The following is a 16426-nucleotide window of genomic DNA, read 5'->3' as shown; positions in this document are numbered from 1 at the left end:
GGGCACGTCTACTGTTTCGGCATGACCAAAAGCGCGGTTGTCGTTCGAGGGCTCTGGAAACGGTTCGGGGAGCAAGTCGCTGTCGGGGGGATCGATCTGGAGCTGCCCGCGGGGCGGTTCATCGGGCTCGTCGGGCCCAACGGGGCCGGGAAGACCACCACTCTGTCCATGGTGACCGGGCTGCTGCGGCCCGATCAGGGGACCGTCGAGATCGTCGGGCACGACGTGTGGCAGGACCCCGTGGAGGTCAAGGCGCGGATCGGGGTGCTGCCGGAGGGGCTCCGCCTCTTCGAGCGGCTGTCGGGCCGGGAACTCCTCGCGTACACCGGGCGGCTGCGGGGGCTGCCCGGCGCCGAGGTGGACAAGCGGGCCGCCCAGCTCCTCGACGTCCTGGACCTCGCCGGCGCGCAGCACAAGCTCGTCGTCGACTACTCGACCGGCATGCGGAAGAAGATCGGGCTCGCGGCGGCGCTGCTGCACAACCCCGAAGTGCTCTTCCTGGACGAGCCGTTCGAAGGCGTGGACCCGGTGTCCGCGCAGACCATCCGCAGGGTGCTGGAGCGCTACACGGCGTCCGGGGCGACCGTGGTGTTCTCCTCCCACGTCATGGAGCTCGTGGAGTCGCTGTGCGACTGGGTGGCCGTGATGGCCGCCGGACGGATCCGGGCCCACGGCACGCTGGCCGAGGTGCGCGGCACGGCACCCACCCTCCAGGAGGCGTTCCTCGAACTCGTCGGCGCGGGCGGCCGCGACACGGGCACCGACCTCGACTGGCTCGGCGGCGGCGCCCGATGACGGCCCTGACCTCCACCGTCGTACGGCTGAAACTGTCGCTGCTGCGCAACGGGCTGCGGCAGTCCGGCGGGCGGCGGGCCGCCTACGTGGCGTCGGCCGTCGTCGTGCTGCTGTTCGCGGTGCTGCAGCTGCTCGGGCTGATCGCGCTGCGCGGCCACGCCCACGCGGACGCCGTGGTGGTGCTGCTGGTGGCCGTGCTGGGACTGGGCTGGGCGGTGATGCCGCTGTTCTTCCCCAGCGGGGACGAGACGCTGGACCCGACCCGGCTGGTGATGCTGCCGCTGCGGCCCAGGCCGCTGGTGCGGGCGCTGCTCGTGGGCTCCCTGGTCGGCATCGGGCCGCTGTTCACACTGTGCCTGACCGTCGGCTCGGTGATCGCGGTGGCGCACGGCGGGGCCGCGTACGCCGTCGGTGTCGTCGCCGTCGCCCTCACGCTGCTGGTGTGCGTGGCGCTCGCGCGGGCCGTCGCCGCCGCCAACATCCGGCTGCTGAGCAGCCGCAGGGGCCGGGACCTGGCGGTGCTGAGCGGTCTGGTCATCGCGATCGGCGCGCAGCTCGTCAACTTCGGTGTGCAGCGCCTGGGTTCCGGCGGACTGGGACAGCTCGGCCCCGCCGCCGACGTGCTGCGCTGGGTGCCGCCCGCGTCCGCCGTCGGGGCGGTGGACTCGGTGAGCGAGGGGGCGTACGGCATGGCCGCGGCCCAGCTCGCCGTCTCCGCGGCCGCGCCGGCGGCGGCCCTGACGGTGTGGGCACGGCAGCTGACCCGGCTGATGACCTCGCCGGACGGCTCCACCCTCCAGGCCGCCGACCCCGGCCCCCGCGCCCGCGCCTCCACCGGCCTGGCCCGGCTGCTGCCGGGCGGGCGCACCGGGACGGTGATGGAACGCAGCCTGCGCTACATCTGGCGCGACCCCAAGACGAAGGCCGCCTGGGCGACCTCGCTCGCCATCGGCCTGATCGTGCCCGTCTTCAACGCCCTCCAGGGCACCGGCTCGATCTACTTCGCCTGCTTCGCGGCCGGGATGCTCGGCATCCAGATGTACAACCAGTTCGGGCAGGACACCTCCGCGTTCTGGATGGTCGCGCTGACCATCTCCTCCACCCGCGACGCCTACGCCGAGCTGCGGGCCCGGGCCCTGGCCCTGCTGGTGATCACCCTGCCGTACGCGACGCTCGTCACGGTCCTGACGACCGCGCTGCTCGGCGACTGGGCGAAGCTGCCCGAGGCGCTGGGACTGTCGTTCGCGCTGCTGGGGGCGATGCTGGCGACCGGTGCGTGGACGTCGGCCCGCTTCCCGTACTCCATCCCGCAGGAGGGCTACAAGAACGTGGCCCCCGGTCAGGCCGGACTCGCCTGGATCTCCATCTTCGGCGGCATGGTCTCGGCGGCGCTGCTGTGCTCCCCCGTGATCGCCCTGACCATCTGGCTGAACGCCGACCCGGACGTCGAGCGGTGGCAGTGGCTGCTGCTGCCGCTGGGCGCCGCGTACGGGGCCGCCCTCACCTTCGCCGGGCTGCGCCTGGCGGCGCCGCGCACCGCCGGACGGCTGCCGGAGATCCTGGCGGCGGTGAGCAAGGGCTGAATCAACCCGGCTGATCCGCGCTCCAGTCGGGCACACCGTGCGTACGCACAGGCGTGCGGGCCGGCTTCTGCGGAAGGACGCGCATGCCCAGACGGTTCCGCAGAGCGGACGGAGCGGGCAGCATGCCGCCGGCCCCGGGGAACGTGCCGCCCGCTCCGGGGCGCGGCCCGGACGTCGGGGCGGTCGCCCCGGTCCTGGAGGAGATCCTGGCCGGGACCCCGGCCTCACGGCCCGGCCGGCGCTGCCCGCCCACCGGGCGCCCGTGGCGGCGGTGCTGCGGAGCCTCGGCGGGATCGAGGGCGTCCGACCACCCCGGCGGGTGCGCCGCCGGCGGGGTTCACCGGGTGAGGACGCCGTCCAGGAACGGCTCGATCGCGGCCCGCCAGGCGTCGGGCTGGTCGTAGTGCACGAGATGGCCGGCGTCGGCGACCTCCGCGTACTGGCCGCGCGGCAGCACCCGGACCATCTCCTGGGACTCGGCGCGGCCCAGCTCGCCGTCGAGGCCGCGGACGACGAGGGCGGGGCACTGCACCTGGGCCAGTTCCTCCCAGTGGGCGTCGTAGACCCAGGTCTCGCGGGACTTCAGCATCTGCTCGGGTTCGAAGACGGGCCGCCAGCCGTCCGGCGACTCCTGCATCACCTCGGCGTAGAACGCGCCACGGGCCGGATTCGGCCGCTCCACCCAGGGGTCGTCCTCGCCGAACCACTTGCGTACGTCGGCCAGGGTGGCGAAGGGCAGGGGCCATGCCGTGAACCAGGCGGCCCATTCGCGCTGCGAGGCGGCACCGAGCGCGGACGCCCGCATGTCGCAGATGATCACAGCGCGGACCAGGTCGGGGCGCCGGGCGGCGAGCTGCCAGGCGGTCAGGGCGCCCATGGCGTGGCCGATGAGGACGGCCGGGGCGAGGCCGAGCTGTTCGAGAGCGGCCTCGGCGTCGTCGACGTATGCCTCACGGGTGAAGGCGGCCTGCGGGGGCTTGTCGCTCTGGCCGTGGCCGCGCTGGTCGAGCGCGACGGCGCGATGGCGCTCGGAGAGCCAGCGGGCGGTGGACGCCCAGTGCGAGGCGCGGCCCATCAGGCCGTGCAGTAACAGCACTCCCGGGGAGCGGTCGTCCGTGCCGTCGCCGCCGGGTCCGCCGGCCGGCTCCGGGCCGCCGCCGGTGCGGGCGGGCCCGTCGAGGTCTGTGCCGGTCCGGGGACCGGGGATCCCGGCGAAGTCCGCTCCGGGCAGGCCGGCCCCGCCCAGGCCGCCGCCCGGCTTGGGAGGGTCGCCGAACTCCCAGGCCACGAGGCGTACGCCGCCCGTGCCGATCACATCGATGCGCCGCGCCATTGGTTCTGGCACCCCCCAAGCTCCGCTCGGACCGCCCGCTCGCTCACGCTCGGGCGGCGCGATCCGCGTCCGCCCTGCCCGTCGTACCGCTGTGCCGCTGCCGGGTCGGGCGTTACGGCCGTGACCGTCCGCCACCCGCAGAGTATCGAACCCCTATTCGAAAACACGGTCTTCGCGGGTAACACCCCTCGTTCGAGTGACACCCTTCAAGGAATGATCGCCGTCGCCGAGGGGAGACCTTCAGCGGGGGGCGGACCGCTCGGGGAAAACGGTCCGAAGGGATCGACCCTGAGAGCTCGGGGCTCCGGGTCGGACCAGGGGAGGACAGGCCCCGGCGCCGCACGGCGCCGGGGCCCTCCACACGTTCTCGGCACATCCGCCCGCCCCTCCCGGTCATATGCCTCAAGCGACCAGCCTGGCACGAGCGGCGCCCCGGCGCTGCGATTCGACACAGCCGGGCCGGGAATCGTCGCGCCCGAAGGGGTCCGCGACGGCCCCCACGGCCCCAGGAGCCGCCCCGCGGCGCACCGGTGACGGTTCAGCGCTTGGCGACGAACACATGGGAGGCGATGTCCGCCTCCAGCTCGGCCGCCTCGCCGCCGCTGCCCACCAGGACACCGCCCGCCGACTCGGTCACACTCACCACCGAGCCGGGCTGCACGCCCGCGCGGCGCAGGGTGTACATCAGCTGCGCGTCCGTCTGGATCGGCTCGCCGATGCGGCGCACCACGACCGTCTTGCCGTCCGTGCCCGGGTCGAGCTCGGCCAGCGAGACCATGCTGTCGTCCAGGAACGGGTCGGCGCCGTCCTTCTCGCCCAGCTCCTCCAGACCCGGGATGGGGTTGCCGTACGGCGACTCGGTGGGGTGGCGCAGCAGTTCCAGCACGCGCCGCTCCACGGCCTCGCTCATCACGTGCTCCCAGCGGCACGCCTCGGCGTGGACCTGCTCCCACTCCAGGCCGATCACGTCGACCAGCAGACACTCCGCGAGCCGGTGCTTGCGCATCACCCGGGTGGCCAGCCGGCGGCCCTCGTCGGTCAGCTCCAGATGCCGGTCGCTGGCCACGGACACCAGACCGTCGCGCTCCATGCGCGCCACCGTCTGGCTGACCGTCGGCCCGCTCTGGTCGAGCCGCTCGGCGATGCGGGCGCGCATGGGGACAACACCTTCCTCCTCCAGCTCGAGGATGGTGCGGAGATACATCTCCGTGGTGTCGATCAGTCCGGACATACATGCCCCTCGATGAGATCTGCCGGAGGCTTCGACGGTCTCCGGCCCGTGCGCTGGCCCTGGCGTCAATTCTGCCGGATGCCACTGACAACCGTGCCGCGCCTGCGGAACGCGGCTGCCGCCGTCGCCCGCCGGCGCCGTCCGCCCGCCCGTGCGGGATGCGCTCCGCCGCCCCGGACGCCGTATTGACATCCCAGTGGTCCAGACCGCACGGTGATCCGCGACACAGGCTCCGCGAGGAGCGCGCAGGACGTCCCGGGAGGCCGGACCGGCAGCCGCGGGGACGCCGACGCGACCGCGGGGGCAGGACGGGCACCGCGAGGAGCGAAGGGGCTCTGCATGGGCGACAGCAAGCTGGCCGACCAGTACTTCGACGCCGCGATCGGCCTGCTGCGCCGTGTCCGCGACGAGGAGGCCGAGGCCGTCGCGGCCGCCGGCACGCTCCTCGCCGACACCGTCGCCGCGGGCGGCCGTCTGTTCGCGTTCGGTGCCGGGCACTCCTCGCTGGCCGCGCAGGACGTCGTCTACCGGGCGGGCGGGCTGGCCCTGATGAACCTGCTCGCCGTGCCCGGGGTCGTCGGCGTCGACGTCATGCCCGCACCGCTGGGCTCCGCCCTGGAGCGGGTGGACGGCCTGGCGAGCGCCGTCCTGGACTCCTCGCCCCTGAGGGCCGGCGACGTCCTCGTGATCATCTCCCTGTCCGGGCGCAACGCGCTGCCCGTGGAGATGGCCCAGCACGCCCGCGCCCTCGGCGTGAAGGTGATCGGCGTGACCTCCGTCGCCTACGCCACGGAGACGACGTCCCGCCATGTCTCGGGCACGTTCCTGAAGGACCACTGCGACATCGTCCTCGACTCCAAGATCTCCGTCGGGGACGCCGAGCTCACCCTCGGCTCCGTCCCCGCACCCTTCGCCCCCGCCTCCACCGTCGTCACCACGGCCCTCCTCCAGGCCGTCATGGCCACCGCGGCGGGCTCTCTCGCCGACCGCGGCGTCGAGCCGCCCCTCCTGCGCTCGGGCAACGTCGACGGGGGCCACGAGTGGAACGGCCGGGTGATGGAGGAGTACCGGGAGCGGATCTTCTACCGGCACTGACCCCGCGCCGGGCCGCACCGGAGGGTCCCGCACCGGAGGGGTCCCCGGCGGCTGTTCGACGTGTCGCGCCCGTTCGCCTAGCGTCACGGCATGACTGAACGACGCGCCATACTCAGCGGTTCACCGTTCGAGGAGCAGATCGGCTACGCCCGTGCCGTGGTCGACGGGGACCGGGTCCATGTGTCGGGCACGACCGGCTACGACTACGCCACGATGACCATCTCCGACGACGTGGCCGAGCAGGCCGAGCAGTGCCTGCGGAACATCGGCGCCGCGCTGGCCGAGGCCGGCTGCGGCTTCGAGGACGTCGTCCGGGTGCGCTATCTGCTGCCCGTGCGGGAGGACTTCGAGCCGTGCTGGCCGGTGCTGCGCCGCCGGTTCGGGGACGTACGGCCGGCCGCGACGATGATGGTGTGCGGGCTCGCCGACCCGGCCATGCGGATCGAGATCGAGGTGGACGCGCGGCGCCCGCAAACGCGTTGACGGCCGGGGGCTCCCGGCTGTTCGCTGCTGCCGTGACTGATCTTCGTATCGAACTCGTGGACGGCGACGCCATGCTGCGGCAGTGGCAGCACGTCCACAACGTGATCGTGCCGCCCGCCGCGATGTCCCTCGACGAGGTCCGTGAGCGGGCCGCGCGCCACCGGCTGTGCAACGCCTACGCCGGTGAGGAGCTGGTCGGCTGCTCCACCGTGCGCGCCCCCGAGGGCGAGGAGAGGGCCGTGACGGTCATCGCGCGGGTGCTGCCCGGGCACCGGCGGCGCGGCTTCGGCGCGGCGCTGTACCGGGACGGCCTCGCCCACGCGCGCGTGCAGGGCGCCGGGGAGATCGACACCTGTGTGCTGGCCGTGAACGAGGAGGGCCTGGCGTTCGCCCGCTCGCACGGGTTCGCCGAGACCGAGCGCTACACGCTGCCCGGGGAGAGCGACGTGTGGGTCGACCTGCGGCTGACGTCGTACGAGTCGTAGCGCCCGCCGGGTCGGCGTCCCACAACGATTCCCCGGCAATCTTGCCGGAACCATATGTGGGCTGCGTCACGTTCGAGTTGAATGATTGCAAGTGAGCGAACCGACGCGCCGTTCGTGCGGACGCAGCCTGCAGGGGGTCCAGGTGAGTGCTTCACGGCGTAGTGGGACCACGGACGAACTGGGACCCGACGAGCCCGGACAGCCGGACCGGGACGACTCGGACCTGCTCGCCGCGCTGCTGGACGGCATGGACGCGGCCCTGTGCGCCTTCGACGCGGACGGGGCCGTCACCCACTGGAACCGCGAGGCGGAGCGGATCCTCGGCTGGACGGCGGCCGAGGCGGTGGGACGGCACGGATTCGCCGGATGGGCGGTGCGCAGCGCCGACGCGGACGACGTGGAGGGGCGGCTGCTGTCCGTCATGCACGCGCCCGGCCGCCAGGTGCACGAGTTCGCCCTGCTGACCAAGGACGGCGGGCGGGTGCTGGTGCGCACCCAGTCCGCGGCCGTCCGCGGCCCCGACGGCAAGCCGGCCGGGGTGTACTGCGCGTTCAGCGAGGTGCACACGCAGATCGACCTGGAGCGGTCCATCGCGCTGAGCGAGGCCCTCTTCGAGGACGCCTCCTGGGGTGTCGTGCTGGTCGACGCCGATCTGCGGCCCGCCGTGGTCAACGCGCACGCGGCCCGCGCGCTGGGCACCGGACGCACCTCCGCGCTGGGGCGTCCGCTGGGAGAGCTGCTCTCGCAGGGCGTGGAGGAGCTGGAGAGCGCGCTCACCCATGTGCTGGCCGAGGGCGCTCCGCCCGCGCCCGCCGAGATCTGGGTGGGTGTGCGCACGCCCGACGGGGAGCGGCGCCGCTGCTGGCGCTGCGGCTTCGTGCGGCTCGCCTCCCCGCTGGCGGAGGAGCCGGTGCCACTGGGGGTGGGGTGGCTGTTCCAGGACGTCACCGAGGCCAAGCAGGGCGAGCAGGAGGCGTCCCTGCTGCGGTTCCGCACCAACCAGCTGCATCGTGCCGCGCGTGCCGCCTCGGAGTGCGAGGACCCGATGGAGGCGGCCACCGTCCATCTGGACTTCGCGCTGGCCGGGTTCGCCGACCACGCCCTGGTCGACCGGGTCGCGGGCGGCACGGCGGCCGACGGCACGCAGAACGCGCCGGTCCGGCTGGTGCGGCTGGCCGCGACCCCGTCCGGCACTCCCGGCCCGAGCCTCCTCACGGGCCGCGCGGGACTGCCGGCCCGCTACCCGGAGGGGCACCCGGCGCTCAGCTGCGTGGAGCGGACCGGGACCGTCCGGGCGAGCGTCGGCCCGGCGTCCGCCGAGCACACCCGCGAGTGGGCCCTGGCCCGCCAGTGGCCCGACGGGACGGTCCACGCCCTGTGCGCGGTGCTGCGCAGCCGCGGCCGCACCCTGGGCGCGGTCACCTTCCTGCGCGGCTCCGGCCGCACCCCGTTCGAGCGCTCCGACGCCGCGTACGCCGAGGACGTGGCCGTGCGGATCGCGTCGGCACTGGATCTGGCGGGGCTGACGGGGCGGGAGTGACAGGAGTGACGGGACTCGGCAAACCTCTCGGAAAACCCGTTGAACGGCGGCCCGCCGGTTCCTAAGGTGATGCCCAACGCTGAAAGGAGGTGGTTCGGCAGATGTATGGAAACCGGACGCGTGAGGTGACCGCGGGCTAGCGGCCCGCCACCCGCCCTGTGCGGTGCCGGACCAGCGTGCGCGAGCTGCACGCAGCCGGCCAATTCAACGCAGTCACCCGACCCGCGAGTCGCCGGTAAGTCCGGCCGGCTCCTCTCCGGAGGAACCCGACTCGCGGGTCGCCTGCGTTCACCCCGCCCGGCCCCACTTCGCCCCGCCCTGCCCCGCGAGGACAGGAATACGTGCGGCCGTGAGCTGCGTCACGTACGAATCCTCCGGTGCGCAGTACCCTGGGCGCATGCTTTTGCTCGTTCGACGCCGCCACGTGGACTACGTCCGCGTCACGAGCATGGGCTGTCGACGCTCCGTCTGAGCCTCAGGCCCATCCGCCCCGCTGTTCCGGCGGCTTCAGCAGCCCTCCGGGTCCTGCGCCTCCCTCTCTGCCCATCCGGCACCCGCGCGCCGCCCACCCCTCGCGGCGTCCGGGACCCCGTACACCCGCGGACGCATCATGACGAACGTGTCGACCACCCCGTCGTACCAGCAACTGCCGATCATCGACCTCTCCGCCGCCGACCGGGGCCCCGAGGCGCGGGCCCTGCTGCACGCCCAGCTGCACAGCGCCGCGCACGACGTGGGGTTCTTCCAGCTCGTCGGGCACGGGGTCACGGACGAGGAGACCCGGCGGCTGCTGACCGCCATGCGGCGGTTCTTCGCACTGCCCGCCGAGCAGCGGCTGGCCCTCGACAACGTGAACTCGCCGCACTTCCGCGGGTACACCCGCACCGGTGACGAGCAGACCGGCGGGCGGCAGGACTGGCGGGACCAGCTGGACATCGGGGCCGAGCGGCCCGCGCGGATCCCCGCGGCGGGCGAGCCGGCGTACTGGTGGCTCCAGGGGCCCAACCAGTGGCCGGACGCGCTGCCGGAGCTGCGGACCGCCGCGCTGACCTGGGTGGAGCGGCTCAGCGGCGTCGCCGGGAAGCTGCTGCACGAGCTGCTGGCGTCCATCGGCGCCCGGCCGGACTTCTACGACCATGTCTTCGGCGAGCACGCCCACCCGCATCTGAAGCTGGTGCGCTACCCGGGCAGCGCCGCCGACGGGGCGGACCAGGGCGTGGGCGCGCACAAGGACTACGGCTTCCTGACGCTGCTGCTCCAGGACCAGGTGGGCGGCCTCCAGGTGCAGCGCGAGGACGGGCTGTTCCACGACGTGCCGCCGCTGCCGGGCGCGTTCGTCGTCAACCTGGGCGAGCTGCTGGAGGTCGCCACCGACGGCTATCTCCTCGCCACCAATCACCGGGTCGTCTCACCGCCCGGGGCCACCGAGCGGTTCTCCGTGCCGTTCTTCTACAACCCGCGCCTGGACGCCCGGGTGGAGCCCCTCGTCTTCCCGTACGCCTCCACGGCGCCCGGCGTCACCGACGATCCGGCGAACCCGCTCTTCGCGGAGTACGGCTACAACGAGCTCAAGGGCAAGCTCCGGGCCCATCCGCCGGTGGCGGAGCGCCATCACGCGGAGCTGCCGGCCCCGGCGTAGGGGACGCCCGGCGCGAAGGGACGTCCCGAAGGGGCGCGGGGAGCCGCGCGGCCGGCCGTCGCCGGACCCGCAGCTGCCCGCGCCCGTCCCGGGCCGGGGTCAGTCGGCGATGTCCGCGTACCCCTCGACCGCGCGCGGGTCGCGCGGCCCGGGGCCGATGTACCGGGCGGACGGCCGCACCAGCCGGCCGGTGCGCTTCTGCTCCAGGATGTGCGCCGACCAGCCCGCCGTACGGGCGCAGCTGAACATGGACGTGAACATGCTGGCGGGGACCTCGGCGAAGTCCAGCACGATGGCCGCCCAGAACTCGACGTTCGTGGCGAGGACCCGGTCGGGCCGCCGGGCGTGGAGCTCCGCCAGCGCCGCCTTCTCCAGCGCCTCGGCGACCTCGAAGCGGGGTGCGCCCAGCTCACGGGCGGTGCGGCGCAGCACGCGCGCCCGGGGGTCCTCGGCCCGGTAGACCCGGTGGCCGAAGCCCATGAGGCGCTCGCCCCGGTCGAGGGCCTGCCTGACATAGGCGTCGGCGTCGCCGGAGCGCTCGATCTCCTCGATCATGTGCAGGACACGGGAGGGGGCGCCGCCGTGCAGGGGGCCGGACATGGCGCCGACGGCGCCGGACAGGGCCGCGGCGACGTCCGCGCCCGTGGAGGCGATGACGCGCGCGGTGAAGGTGGAGGCGTTCATGCCGTGCTCGGCGGCGGACGTCCAGTAGGCGTCGACGGCGGCGACGTGCTTGGGGTCCGGTTCGCCGCGCCAGCGGATCATGAAGCGTTCGACGACGGACTTCGCCTTGTCGATCTCGCTCTGCGGGACCATGGGCAGGCTCTGCCCGCGGGCGGACTGGGCGACGTAGGACAGGGCCATGACGGCGGCGCGGGCGAGGTCGTCGCGGGCCTGTCCGGCGTCGATGTCCAGCAGGGGTTTCAGGCCCCACACGGGGGCGAGCATGGCGAGTGCGGACTGGACGTCGACGCGGATGTCGCCGGAGTGGACGGGGATCGGGAAGGGCTCGGCGGGGGGCAGTCCGGGGTTGAAGGCGCCGTCGACCAGCAGGCCCCATACGTTGCCGAAGGAGACATGGCCGACGAGGTCCTCGATGTCGACGCCCCGGTACCGCAGCGCGCCGCCCTCCTTGTCCGGTTCGGCGATCTCCGTCTCGAACGCGACGACTCCTTCGAGTCCGGGTACGAAGTCGGACATCTGCGGCTCCTCATGATCAGTTCGAGAGATGACGCCGATGGATCCACGGTCCGTGCGGGAACTGGCGGTCCTGGGCTGTCACCCCAGTGATGCCCCGTACGGTCGGCGGTCACCCAACCTGGCTGGCATCAGCACCATATCCCTGAGTGCCACTTTCGGGGAGGGTTTGCGGCACTGAGTGCCACCAGTGGTCGACGGCCGGGCATGCGGCAAGATGACCCGCGTGACCGACTCCGACGCCGCACCCGTCCTCCCCGACCCGGCCGCGATGCGCAAGCAGTACCGGACCGAGGGGCTCGCCGAGACCGATCTGGCCGCCACGCCCGTGGAACAGTTCGCGCGCTGGTTCAAGCAGGCCGCGACGGAGGGCCGGCTGTTCGAGCCGAACGCGATGGTGGTGTCGACGGCCGACGCCGAGGGGCGGCCCACCTCCCGCACCGTGCTGCTGAAGCAGTTCGACGAGCGGGGCTTCGTCTTCTACACCAACTACGACTCCCGCAAGGGCCGCGACCTGGCCGCCAACCCGTACGTGTCACTGCTGTTCCCCTGGTACCCGATGGCCCGGCAGGTCATCGTCACCGGGGTGGCCCGGCGCACCGGCCGGGACGAGACGGAGGCGTACTTCCGCAGCCGGCCGCACGGCTCGCAGCTCGGCGCCTGGGCCAGCGACCAGTCCACGGTGATCGCCGGCCGCGCCGACCTGGAGACCTCCTACGCCGAGCTGGACGCCCGCTACGCACCGGGCGAGCAGCTGCCGGTGCCGCCGCACTGGGGCGGCTTCCGGGTCGCCCCGCGGTCGGTGGAGTTCTGGCAGGGCCGCGAGAACCGGCTGCACGACCGGCTGCGCTACGTCGAACGGCCCGACGGCAGCTGGCAGGTGGAGCGGCTCGCGCCCTGAGCCGGCCGCGGGGCACGGGGCGCGGGCCCGGAAGGACCCCGTCAGTCCAGCGCCTCGTCCAGCAGCCGCGCCCACTGCGCCACGACCCGCTCCCGTCGCGCCCCGTCGTCCGTGAGGAGATTCGCCAGCCCCAGGCCCCGGGCCATGTCCAGCAGGCCCTGGACGGTCTCGCGGACGCCGGGCCGGGACTCGTCCGCGCCGAGCAGTTCGACGGCTATCCGGTGGCTCTCCCGGCCCACCCGGCCCTCCAGCTCGGTGACCCGGCCGCGCAGCTGCTCCTCGTCGGACGCGGCCACCCACAGATGCAGGGCGGCCCGGAACAGCGGGCCGGTGTAGAGGCCGACGAGCGCGGAGACGACCGCCCGCCGGTCCCCCGCACCCTCGGGGAACAGGTCGCGCAGGGCCGTGGACCGCTCCTCGGCGACGTACTCGACGGCGGCCGTGAACAGGTCCTCGCGGGTCGGGAAGTGGTGCTGGGCCGCGCCCCGCGAGACACCCGCGCGCTCGGCGACGACGGAGACCGTGGAGCCCGCCCAGCCGTGCTCGGCGAGAGCGGCCACGGCGGCCTCCAGGAGCCGCTGCCGGGTGGCCCGGCTGCGGTCCTGCTTGGGGACGCGGTCGGCGCGGTCGACACGTTCGTCTGCCGTCACAGCACCCATGGGGGATCCCGTCGTTCGAGGAAGGCCGTCATCCCCTCCCGCGCGGGCGGGGAGGCGAACAGCCGGGCCGAGAGCGCGGTCAGCTGTGCCGCGTCCCGGTCGAATGCCTCCAGCACCCTAGCCGTGAGCAGCCTCTTGGTCTCGGCCAGGGCCTCGGGCGCGGACCGGCGCAGTCCGTCCAGGACGGGCTCCAGCACGGCGTCGACGTCCTCGCCGTCCCCGCCCGCCGCCGTCAGCAGGCCGATGCGGGCGGCCTCGGCGGCGTCGAGGCGCTCGCCGGTGAGGCAGTAGCGGGCGAGGGCGCGCGGGTCCGTGCGGGGCAGCAGCGGCAGGGAGATGACGGCCGGCGCGACCCCGATCCGGACCTCGGTGAACGCGAAGCTCGCCGTGCCGGCGGCCACCGCGATGTCGCAGCAGCCCAGCAGGCCGAGGCCGCCCGCGCGGACGTGCCCGGTGACCCGGGCGACGACCGGCCTGGGCAGCTCGACGATCTGCCGCAGCAGCCCGACCAGCGCGTCCGCGGGGGGCGGGTCGCGCAGGTCGGCCCCCGCGCAGAAGGTGTTGCCGGTGTGGGTGAGGACGACCGCGCGCACCCCGGCGTCCTTCGCGCAGTCCGTGAGCGCGTCCGTGAGCTCGCCCACCAGGGCGGCCGAGAGCGCGTTGCGGGTGTCCGGGGAGTCCAGCGAGAGGGTCTCGATCCCGCGGACCCGGGTACGGCCGATCAGGGTCACGCCGGCTCCCTCAGTTCCCGCCGCAGGATCTTCCCCGACGCGGCCCGCGGCACGCTGTCGACGAAGGTGACCCTGCGGACCCGCTTGTACGGGGCGACGCGCTCGGCGACGTGCATCATGACCTCCCCTTCCGTGAGTCCGCCCGCGTCCGGCCCGCGTACGACGTGGGCGTGCGGGATCTCGTTGCCGTCCTCGTCACGGGCCCCGACGACGGCGGCGTCCGCGATGCCGGGATGGGTGAGCAGCAGCGCCTCCAGCTCGGCGGGCGCCACCTGGAAGCCCTTGTACTTGATGAGTTCCTTGACCCGGTCGACGACGAACAGCCAGCCGTCCTCGTCGACCCGGCCGACGTCGCCGGTGTGCACCCAGCCGTCGGCGTCGATCATCTCGGCGGTGGCGTCGGGGCGGCCGAGGTAGCCCTTCATGACCTGCGGGCCGCGGATGAGGATCTCGCCCCTCTCGCCGGCGCCGAGATCCTTGCCGGGGTCGTCGAGGGACACGATCCGCATCTGCGTGCCCGCGATCAGCCGTCCCACCGTGCCCGGCGGGGCCTGCTCCATGGCGTCCAGCGGCACCACGTGCGTGCCCGGCGACAGCTCGGTCATGCCGTACGCCTGGCCGACCGGCGGCAGGCCGAGCCGCCGGGAGCAGGCCGCGGCGAGCCGGGCGTCCAGCGGTGCGGCCGCGCTGATCAGGTACTTCAGCGACGACAGGTCGTACTGCGCGACCGCCGGGTGCTTCGCCAGCGCCAGCACGATCGGCGGGGCGACGTACAGGCCCGTGATGCGGTGGTTCTGGAGGGCGGCGAGGAAGCCCTCCAGCTCGAAGCGGGGCAGGACCACGACGGTGGCGCCCACCCGCAGGGGCGCGTTCATCAGGGCGGTGAGCCCGTAGATGTGGAAGAACGGCAGGACGGCGAGGACACGCTCGCCCGGCCCGGCGGGCACGGCCGGCTCCAGCTGGGCGAGGTTCGTCGCGATCTGCCGGTGGGTGAGCATCACCCCCTTGGGCACGCCGGTGGTGCCCGAGGAGTACGGCAGTGCGGCCACGTCCTGCCCCGGGTCGAACGCGATCTCCGGCTCGGGCGCCGTCGAGGCGAGCATGTCGATCAGCGAGCGGTGGCCCGGCGCGCTGTCGCACACGAAGATCTCCCGCACCCCGCCCGCGAGTTCGGCGGCCCGGCGGGCGGTCTGGAGCAGCGGCGAGACGGTGACGATCCAGCGGGCCGCGCTGTCGCGGAGCTGCCCGGCGAACTCCTCCGCCGTCGCGAGCGGATGCACGGTGGTCACCGAGGCACCCGCCCGCGTGGCGGCGTAGAACGCGGTCGGGAAGGCGATCGTGTTGGGGCTGTGCAGGGCGAGGACATCGCCCTTGCGCACCCCGGCGTCGGCGAGCGCGGCGGCGATCCGCCGGTGGAACCGGTCCAGCTGGGCGTAGGTGATCGTGGTGCCGTCCGTGCCGTCGACCAGCGCGGGCGCGTCACCGAACTCGGCGGCCCGGCCCAGGACCGCGTCGTGGATGGGCAGGTCGACGGGCGGAACGTCTGCGTACTCGCTGCGGAACACGGTTCCTCCTGACGGGGCGCTGTGCCGGATCGGTACCGGATCAGTACGACTTGGGCAGGCCCAGGGTCTGGTGGGAGACGTAGTTGAGAATCATCTCCCGGCTCACCGGAGCAATACGAGCCACGCGCGCGGCCGTTATCAACCGGGCGAGCCCGAACTCGCGCGTGAGACCGTTCCCGCCGAGCGTGTGCACGGCCTGGTCGACCGCCTTCACGCATGCCTCCCCCGCCGCGTACTTCGCCATGTTCGCGGCCTCGCCCGCGCCCATGTCGTCCCCGGCGTCGTACAGATGCGCCGCCTTCTGCATCATCAGCCGGGCCAGCTCCAGCTCGATGTGCGCCTGGGCGAGGGGGTGCGCGATGGCCTGGTGGGCGCCGATGGGGGTCTTCCAGACCGTGCGGTCACGGGCGTACTCGATCGCCTTGCCCAGGGCGTGGCGGCCCATGCCGATCGCGAACGCGGCCGTCATGATCCGTTCGGGGTTGAGGCCGGCGAAGAGCTGCAGCAGCCCGGCGTCCTCGTCGCCGACCAGCGCGTCCGCGGGCAGCCGGACGTCGTCGAGGGTCAGCTCGAACTGCTTCTCCGCGGCCTGGAGCTCCATGTCGATGTGCCGGCGCCCGAAGCCCTCGGCGTCCCTGGGGACGATGAACAGGCAGGGCTTGAGGCTGCCGGTGCGGGCGTCCTCGGTGCGGCCGACGATCAGGGTCGCGTCCGCGATGTCGACACCGGAGACGAACACCTTGCGGCCGGTGAGGAGCCAGTCGCCCGACGCCGGGTCCCGGCGGGCGGTCGTGGTGATGCGGTGGCTGTTGGAACCGGCGTCGGGTTCGGTGATGCCGAACGCCATCGTCCTGCTGCCGTCGGCGAGGGCGGGGAGCCACTCCTGCTTCTGGGCCTCCGTGCCGAAGCGGGCGATCACCGTGCCGCAGATCGCGGGGCTGACCACCAGCATGAGCAGGGGTGAGCCCGCGGCTCCCAGCTCCTCCAGGACGATGGAGAGTTCGGTGATGCCGCCGCCTCCGCCGCCGTACGCCTCCGGCAGGTTGACGCCGAGGTACCCGAGCTTGCCCGCCTCCGCCCAGAGCCGCTCCCGGTCGTGGTCGGGGCCGTGACGTCTGCCGAGGGCGGCGACTGCGTCGCGGAGGGCCTTTTGTTCTTCCGATTCGATGTGGGTGGTCATTGCTCTCCT

At 73.5% G+C, this 16426-nt stretch carries 15 protein-coding genes; 8 read left to right on the top strand and 7 right to left on the bottom strand.

The window, feature by feature from the left end; translation table 11 throughout:
• The first annotated feature begins 21 nt into the window (after nt 1-21).
• Together ACIQGV_RS25985 and ACIQGV_RS25980 are read left to right on the top strand one after the other, a co-directional pair.
• The gene (locus ACIQGV_RS25985; protein ID WP_402498053.1) at nt 22-795 is read left to right on the top strand and encodes an ABC transporter ATP-binding protein; all 774 of its coding nucleotides are present in this window, start codon (nt 22-24) and stop codon (nt 793-795) included.
• Complete coding sequence (locus ACIQGV_RS25980; RefSeq protein WP_402498052.1) at nt 792-2378, top strand: transporter; 1587 nt, start codon at nt 792-794, stop codon at nt 2376-2378. Before ACIQGV_RS25985 ends, ACIQGV_RS25980 begins: the two co-directional genes overlap by 4 nt.
• Nucleotides 2379-2715: 337 nt before the next feature.
• Here ACIQGV_RS25980 and ACIQGV_RS25975 read toward each other — a convergent pair whose 3' ends face one another.
• Together ACIQGV_RS25975 and ACIQGV_RS25970 are read right to left on the bottom strand one after the other, a co-directional pair.
• A complete protein-coding gene (locus ACIQGV_RS25975) occupies nt 2716-3711 on the bottom strand; it encodes an alpha/beta fold hydrolase (RefSeq protein ID WP_402498050.1) in 996 nt (331 codons plus the stop codon).
• A gap of 538 nt (nt 3712-4249) precedes the next feature.
• Nucleotides 4250-4942: a metal-dependent transcriptional regulator gene (locus ACIQGV_RS25970; protein ID WP_402498048.1), complete on the bottom strand. Its 693-nt coding sequence runs from the start codon at nt 4940-4942 to the stop codon at nt 4250-4252.
• 339 nt (nt 4943-5281) lie between these two features.
• Here ACIQGV_RS25970 and ACIQGV_RS25965 point away from each other — a divergent pair, with 339 nt between their 5' ends.
• The 5 genes from ACIQGV_RS25965 (at nt 5282) to ACIQGV_RS25945 (ending at nt 10184) form a co-directional block, all read left to right on the top strand.
• The gene (locus ACIQGV_RS25965) at nt 5282-6037 is read left to right on the top strand and encodes an SIS domain-containing protein (RefSeq protein WP_402498046.1); all 756 of its coding nucleotides are present in this window, start codon (nt 5282-5284) and stop codon (nt 6035-6037) included.
• Between the two features lie 90 nt (nt 6038-6127).
• On the top strand, nt 6128-6520 hold the full coding sequence (locus ACIQGV_RS25960; RefSeq protein ID WP_402498044.1) for a RidA family protein: 393 nt from the start codon (nt 6128-6130) through the stop codon (nt 6518-6520).
• A 32-nt stretch (nt 6521-6552) separates the two neighbouring features.
• Nucleotides 6553-7005 (top strand): GNAT family N-acetyltransferase, encoded by a 453-nt coding sequence (locus tag ACIQGV_RS25955; RefSeq protein ID WP_402498042.1) that lies wholly within the window; start codon nt 6553-6555, stop codon nt 7003-7005.
• A 142-nt stretch (nt 7006-7147) separates the two neighbouring features.
• Nucleotides 7148-8545, top strand: a complete 1398-nt coding sequence (locus ACIQGV_RS25950; protein WP_402498040.1) for a PAS domain-containing protein — start codon at nt 7148-7150, stop codon at nt 8543-8545.
• A 610-nt stretch (nt 8546-9155) separates the two neighbouring features.
• Nucleotides 9156-10184: an isopenicillin N synthase family dioxygenase gene (locus ACIQGV_RS25945; protein ID WP_402498038.1), complete on the top strand. Its 1029-nt coding sequence runs from the start codon at nt 9156-9158 to the stop codon at nt 10182-10184.
• Nucleotides 10185-10283: 99 nt separating this feature from the next.
• Here ACIQGV_RS25945 and ACIQGV_RS25940 read toward each other — a convergent pair whose 3' ends face one another.
• Nucleotides 10284-11384, bottom strand: coding sequence for a citrate synthase 2 (locus tag ACIQGV_RS25940; protein ID WP_402498036.1), 1101 nt, complete (start codon nt 11382-11384; stop codon nt 10284-10286).
• 223 nt (nt 11385-11607) lie between these two features.
• Here ACIQGV_RS25940 and pdxH point away from each other — a divergent pair, with 223 nt between their 5' ends.
• On the top strand, nt 11608-12282 hold the full coding sequence (pdxH, locus tag ACIQGV_RS25935; RefSeq protein ID WP_402498033.1) for a pyridoxamine 5'-phosphate oxidase: 675 nt from the start codon (nt 11608-11610) through the stop codon (nt 12280-12282).
• A gap of 41 nt (nt 12283-12323) precedes the next feature.
• Here the strand turns inward: pdxH and ACIQGV_RS25930 are convergent, their stop codons facing one another.
• The 4 genes from ACIQGV_RS25930 to ACIQGV_RS25915 are packed head-to-tail and all read right to left on the bottom strand — an operon-like array spanning nt 12324 to nt 16417.
• On the bottom strand, nt 12324-12941 hold the full coding sequence (locus ACIQGV_RS25930) for a TetR/AcrR family transcriptional regulator (RefSeq protein WP_402498031.1): 618 nt from the start codon (nt 12939-12941) through the stop codon (nt 12324-12326).
• The gene (locus ACIQGV_RS25925) at nt 12929-13672 is read right to left on the bottom strand and encodes an enoyl-CoA hydratase family protein (protein ID WP_402498028.1); all 744 of its coding nucleotides are present in this window, start codon (nt 13670-13672) and stop codon (nt 12929-12931) included. Before ACIQGV_RS25925 ends, ACIQGV_RS25930 begins: the two co-directional genes overlap by 13 nt.
• Nucleotides 13669-15237, bottom strand: coding sequence for a 4-coumarate--CoA ligase family protein (locus ACIQGV_RS25920; protein ID WP_402498026.1), 1569 nt, complete (start codon nt 15235-15237; stop codon nt 13669-13671). Before ACIQGV_RS25920 ends, ACIQGV_RS25925 begins: the two co-directional genes overlap by 4 nt.
• A 40-nt stretch (nt 15238-15277) precedes the next feature.
• Nucleotides 15278-16417 carry an acyl-CoA dehydrogenase family protein gene (locus ACIQGV_RS25915; RefSeq protein ID WP_402498023.1) on the bottom strand — a complete coding sequence of 380 codons (1140 nt, stop codon included), beginning with the start codon at nt 16415-16417 and terminating at the stop codon, nt 15278-15280.
• Nucleotides 16418-16426 lie beyond the last annotated feature (9 nt).

The organism is Streptomyces sp. NPDC093094 (genome assembly GCF_044754345.1).
Taxonomy (GTDB): Bacteria; Actinomycetota; Actinomycetes; order Streptomycetales; family Streptomycetaceae; genus Streptomyces.
Note: the sequence above shows the minus strand (reverse complement) of the source record. Positions and strands in the feature narration are given on the sequence as shown.